The organism is uncultured Campylobacter sp. (assembly GCF_938045465.1).
Lineage (GTDB): Bacteria > Campylobacterota > Campylobacteria > Campylobacterales > Campylobacteraceae > Campylobacter_B.
Genome location: NZ_CALIBF010000081.1, coordinates 1 through 5,347, shown reverse-complemented (window position 1 = coordinate 5,347; position 5,347 = coordinate 1). Strand labels below are relative to the sequence as shown.

Annotated in this window: 4 protein-coding genes and 1 pseudogene; 2 read left to right on the top strand and 3 right to left on the bottom strand. The window is 48.3% G+C overall.

Annotated elements, in window-relative coordinates; genetic code table 11:
• The 3 genes from Q0413_RS04135 to rsmA form a co-directional block, all read right to left on the bottom strand.
• Positions 1 to 464: SIS domain-containing protein (locus Q0413_RS04135; RefSeq protein ID WP_298987601.1), on the bottom strand; the 464-nt coding region annotated here is incomplete at its 3' end.
• 375 nt (positions 465 to 839) lie between these two features.
• A complete protein-coding gene (locus Q0413_RS04130; RefSeq protein WP_298987599.1) occupies positions 840 to 3,068 on the bottom strand; it encodes a ribonuclease J in 2,229 nt (742 codons plus the stop codon).
• Positions 3,049 to 3,909 (bottom strand): 16S rRNA (adenine(1518)-N(6)/adenine(1519)-N(6))-dimethyltransferase RsmA, encoded by an 861-nt coding sequence (gene rsmA, locus Q0413_RS04125; RefSeq protein ID WP_298987596.1) that lies wholly within the window; start codon positions 3,907 to 3,909, stop codon positions 3,049 to 3,051. Before rsmA ends, Q0413_RS04130 begins: the two co-directional genes overlap by 20 nt.
• Before the next feature lie 91 nt (positions 3,910 to 4,000).
• Here rsmA and hisF point away from each other — a divergent pair, with 91 nt between their 5' ends.
• Both hisF and Q0413_RS11240 read left to right on the top strand, forming a co-directional pair.
• Complete coding sequence (hisF, locus tag Q0413_RS04120; protein ID WP_298987594.1) at positions 4,001 to 4,921, top strand: imidazole glycerol phosphate synthase subunit HisF; 921 nt, start codon at positions 4,001 to 4,003, stop codon at positions 4,919 to 4,921.
• 352 nt (positions 4,922 to 5,273) lie between these two features.
• A pseudogene (locus Q0413_RS11240) lies at positions 5,274 to 5,347 on the top strand (purine-nucleoside phosphorylase); the annotation flags it as partial.

The window sequence follows — 5,347 nt, the reverse complement described above, 5'->3', positions numbered from 1 at the left end:
GAAACCGTCGGCGCCGCGCCTAGCGGGCAGGCCTCTTTGACGATACCAAGGCTTATGAACTCGTCACAAACCTTGCCGAGCGAGCTGTTTTTATCGCGTGCCATCGCGATGATCTTTACGCCGAAGCGTTTGAGGTGTGGCAGAATTCTAACCAGCTCCTCGCTCTCGCCGCTAAAGCTAATCGCAAGCACCATATCGTCCTTGCCAATCATACCCAGATCGCCGTGTAGCGCCTCGGTAGGGTGGACAAAAAACGACGGCGTGCCGGTGCTGGCAAGCGTCGCGGCGATCTTAACGCCTATGTGACCGCTCTTACCCACGCCGGTGACGATCACCTTGCCCTTGCAAGCAAGGATCAAATTTGCGGCCCGCTCGATCTCTTCGCCGATAAGATCCGCATGCCGCAAAAGCTCCGCTCCTTCGAGCCTTAGCACCTCTCGTGCCGTATCTAAAATTTCACTCATTCAACCTTCTTTTTAAAATTTGCCTTCATTTTGTGCCTCTTTGCGCCGCGCCTAAATTTGCGCTAGCTAAAATTTCACGCCTTTGAAATTTACACCATAAAATTCTAATCTACAAAATCGCCGCGCTCCCCTGCCTGCTCGCCGCAGGCTTATTAGACGCTCTTTAAATTTCGCTTTACGCCGAAATTTTACGCTCGCAATTTTACTCGCTGCTTTAAAATTTCGCGCTACAAGACCTGCTAATGCCGCTTTTAAATTCCAACGCTGCAAAGCCCGCTTACGTCATAAAATTCGGTACTCTACGCCCGCAACATAAAATTTCATGCACCCACGACACCGCAAAGCAAGCCTTAAATCCATAAAATTTAGCCGCGCTTACATCAAATAAATCACCGGCACGATAGTCGGATATTTTTTGATCTTTCTAAATATGTGCTTTCGCACGGCCTGGCGAATCTTGCCCTCCAGCGCCCAGTGATCGAGCAAAATTTCATCTTTTAAATTTGCTAAAAACTGCTCGATGATGCCCTGCATCTCCTTGGTAAAGTGCGCCGTTTGATTATCGGCGACGAGCCCGTAAGTGATGACGCGCGTCTGAATGAGCCTCTTTTCGTTTTTGTCGATCTGCGCGATGATGACCGCGACGCCCGCATCGGCTAAATTTTGGCGGTGTTTGACGATCTCGTCGGAGATCTGCTTGTTGATCTGATTATCGATAAAAACTTTGCCCGTCTTGACGGTCTTGACGCGCTTTAGATATTTTTCGCAAACCTCCATCTGATCGCCGTCGTTCATCAAATAGATATTTTTCTCCTCGATGCCGCACTCCATCGCAGTCTCTTTGTGCTTTACGATGTGATTATACTCGCCGTGCACGGGTAGGAAAAATTTTGGCTTTATCAAGCGCAGCATGAGTTTTTGCTCCTCGATCGAGGCGTGCCCGCTTACGTGTATCTCGCTAAAGTCCTGATACGCGACCTTTGCGCCGCTTTTTAGCAGGTAGTTAAGCACGGTCGAGACGCTGCTTTCGTTGCCGGGGATCGCCTTGGCGCTGATGATTACCTGATCGGTGGATTTGATCTTGATATATTTGTGCTCGTCCGTCGCCATGCGGTACAGCGCGCTCATCGTCTCGCCCTGCGAGCCGGTAGTAACGATTAAAACCTCATTATCTGGGTATTTGGAGACCTGATCGGCATCGACGAAGATCTTTTTGTCTAAATTTACGTAGCCAAGCTCCATCGCGGTAAATAAATTTCGCTCCATGCTTCGTCCGATGACGCAGACCTTGCGGCCGTATTTTACGCCGCGCTCGATAGCCTGATAGACGCGGTGGATGTTTGAGCTGAAGGTGCTCATTATCACGCGCCCCTTACAGCTTGAAAATATCGTATCAAAGGTCTTGCCTACCGAGCTTTCGGACTTTGTGATCCCCTCTTTGTGCGAGTTCGTGCTATCGCTCATCAAAAGCATAACGCCGCGATCGCCGTAATACGCAAGGCGGTTCAGATCGGTCGGATAGCCGTCGATCGGCGTGTGATCGATCTTAAAATCGCCCGTATGGATGATCGTGCCCGCTTTCGTCGTGATCGCAAGCGCGCTTGCATCGATAATCGAGTGAGTTATGTGGATAAACTCGACCTCAAAATCGCCGATCTGATAGAGCTGGCGCTTCTGCACGGGGCGGAAGTAGCTACGCTCGGCTTTTAGGCCGTGCTCTTCAAATTTATTGCTTATCATCCCCAAAGGAAGCGGCGTAGCGTAGATCGGAAATTGAAATTCTTTGAAAAAATATGGCATCGCGCCGATATGATCCTCGTGCGCGTGCGTGATAATGATGCCCTTGATCTTGTTTTTTATCTTGCGAACGTAGTCAAAATCGGGGATCAAAATATCCACGCCAAGCATACTCTCCTCCGGAAAGCTCATGCCCACATCGACGATGATCGCACTCGTATTGGTCTCAAAAACGGTCATATTCGCGCCGATCTCGCCCAGTCCGCCAAGCGGCGTGATACGCACCGTCTCATCGCTGCGATTAGCGTCTTTAAGCGGATGCAAACGCTCCTCGTGGATCAACTTATTTTCCGCGATCGCCTCTTCCATCGCCTTTTGCCACGGCTCGTTGCCGGTGAGGCTCTTTGGCATATTTGAGCGTTTTTTATGCTTTTTCTTTTTCTGGGCGTCCATGGAGCTTGCATCGTCTGCGGCGCTAGGATTTGCGCCTTTTGCGCTGCTGCTATTTGATTTTGCACGACCGTCGCGGTTTAAATTTGAACCGCCCGCGCCGTTTTCGTTGCTTTTTGGGTATGCACCGCCGAAATGCACACCGCCCGCGCCGTTTGAATGCGCGGCGTTTGACGCGTCGCACACAGAATTCGATCCGTTGCGAGAGCCGTTTTTTGAACTCTTTGAACGAGCGGAATTTTGCCCGTTTTTCGCGCCTTTATTTTTGCGGGAGCCGTTTTCATGCTCGCCGCCGAATTCCGCGCCGCCCGCAGAGCCCTCACTCGCGATAGATTTTTTTAGATTTTCCTTGCGTTTTTTGTAGCGATTGCTTTTTTTGAGTCGTTCGACGCCGTTTTCATTTCTGTTTTCTTCCATCTTTTACCTTTAAATTTTTAAAAATTTCTAAAAAAAGGGTGGAATTTAACTCGTGCGCCCGAACCGTAGGCGGAATTTTCAAATTTAAAAAGATCTCTTCGGCTAAGCCTCTATCAAATTTTGCGCTTAAATTTTTAATAAGCGTCTTTCGCGGCGCACTGAAAGATACGCGCAAAAAGCTTTTAAATTTCTCGTATTCATCGAGACTTTGGAAACGGGCGCAACTTTTTACGCCGAGGCTATCTGCGTTTATCTCGAGGCTGGGCTTGAAATTTTTGCCCTTTACGAGCCGCATAACCGACGAAGTTACCTTCGGCGCGGGCTCGAAACAGTCGGGCTCGACGTCGAATAGAAGTTCACAGCCGCCCGCAAGATCGGCCAGGATCGACAGAGCGCTAAAATCGCTCTGTCCGGCTTTGGCGCAGAATTTTAAAGCGACCTCCTTTTGGATCATCACCAAAAATCCGCCGCATAGCTCATCGTCGATCGCCTGCAAAATCATCTTCGTAGCGACGTAGTAGGGCAAATTTGCGACCAAAAAATATTCGCCGCGCTCAAGACCCCGCTGCTGCCAAATCCGCAAAGCATCGCCCAAAACGAGCTCAAGCTCGCCGCTAGCGATCTGCTGTGCAAATTTAGCGCTTAAAATTTGATATAAATCTTCATCTATCTCGAAACTTTTTAATCTGTAAAATTCCAAAAGCTTGCGAGTTAAATCACCTAAGCCAGCCCCGATCTCAACGACATTCTGTACATTCTCGGGAATCGCTTGGATGATCTTGCTTAAAACGGCTTCGTCTTTTAAAAAATTTTGCCCGAACTCTTTTTTCGCCCTAATCATCGCGAGAGTCTAGCCAAATTTTACTTATAAAGTCATTATGTTAAGTAAAATTTGGCTAAAATCATAAAAAATTTTATTCCGAAGGGCTGCTTTGAATAGATTCGCAAAACGCATAATCCCGTGCCTTGACGTCAAAGACGGACGGGTGGTAAAGGGCGTAAATTTCGTAGGTCTCGTGGATGCGGGCGATCCGGTCGAGATAGCCAAACGCTACAACGAGGAGGGCGCGGACGAGCTGTGCTTCCTCGATATAACGGCGTCGCATCTGGGGCGCGATACGATCGTGGACGTCGTAGAGCGGGTCGCGCGCGAGCTTTTTATCCCGCTAACCGTGGGCGGTGGCATCCGTACGATTGACGATATCTCGCGTCTGTTAAACGTCGGCTGCGACAAAATAAGCCTCAACTCCGCCGCGATAAAAAATCCTGATTTGATAGACGAGGCGGCGAATAAATTCGGCTCGCAGTGCATCGTAGTCGCGATCGACGCGAAACGAAATTCTAGTGAAATTTCGCGCGGTAATTTATATGGCGCGGCGAGGAATTTGAGCGAGAGTTTGCACGACGGCGCACGGAATTCGGACGCGAATTTACGCAACGAAGCACGGAATTTTAGAGAGACTTCACGCAGCTCGCAGGATGAAATTTTAACTGGGAACGGCGAGTCTTGCGGCTATAGCGTGTTTATAAACGGCGGCAGGCTGGATACCGGCAGGGACGCGCTTTCTTGGGCAAAGGAGGTGCAGGAGCGCGGCGCAGGCGAAATTTTACTCACGTCGATGGACTGCGACGGCGTTAAAAACGGCTTTGAGCTAAATTTGACGCGGATTTTTAGCGCGCTTGATATCCCCGTCATCGCAAGCGGCGGTGCGGGTAAAATAGAGCATTTTAAGGACGCATTTTTAGCAGGCGCGGACGCATGCCTGGCGGCATCGATTTTTCACTTTAGAGAGATCGAAATCAAGGCGCTAAAAGCATATCTGCAGGAGCAAGGCATCGAAGTGAGACTGTAAATTTGGTCAGATTTATACCGCAGGGTTGAAACTTAGCCGCCAAAGCGACCAAATAATTAATTTTATTTCAGCCTTTATTATCTTGCAAGTTTTTTGCAAGCATCGTTTTTGCTTAGGTAAAATTTATTCGTTTTAGCTAAATCATAAGCTTTTTTAAATACTTTTCCATCTTCTACCCGCCACCTGCACTGCTACCATTATGAAGGGTAAGAGTATAGCTCTCCTAAATATTTGCTTAAATCGATTTTAATTTCACCTGATACTTTACGACGAAAAAATTTCAAAATTTAGCTTTAAATTTATCGTCATTTTGCTATGATTAGCGAAAAATAACGAAAGCGTAAATCCATAAATGATAATCTCTGCCGGACGAAATGAAATTTTTGATTTTGCCCTGCCTATGGGCGTAGGACTAGTGGATATGAG

Excerpts from the sequence above, each read along its gene's own strand:
- Q0413_RS04130 (WP_298987599.1), bottom strand. The coding sequence starts at position 3,068 with ATGGAAGAAAACAGAAATGAAAACGGCGTCGAACGACTCAAAAAAAGC.
- rsmA (WP_298987596.1), bottom strand. The coding sequence starts at position 3,909 with ATGATTAGGGCGAAAAAAGAGTTCGGGCAAAATTTTTTAAAAGACGAA.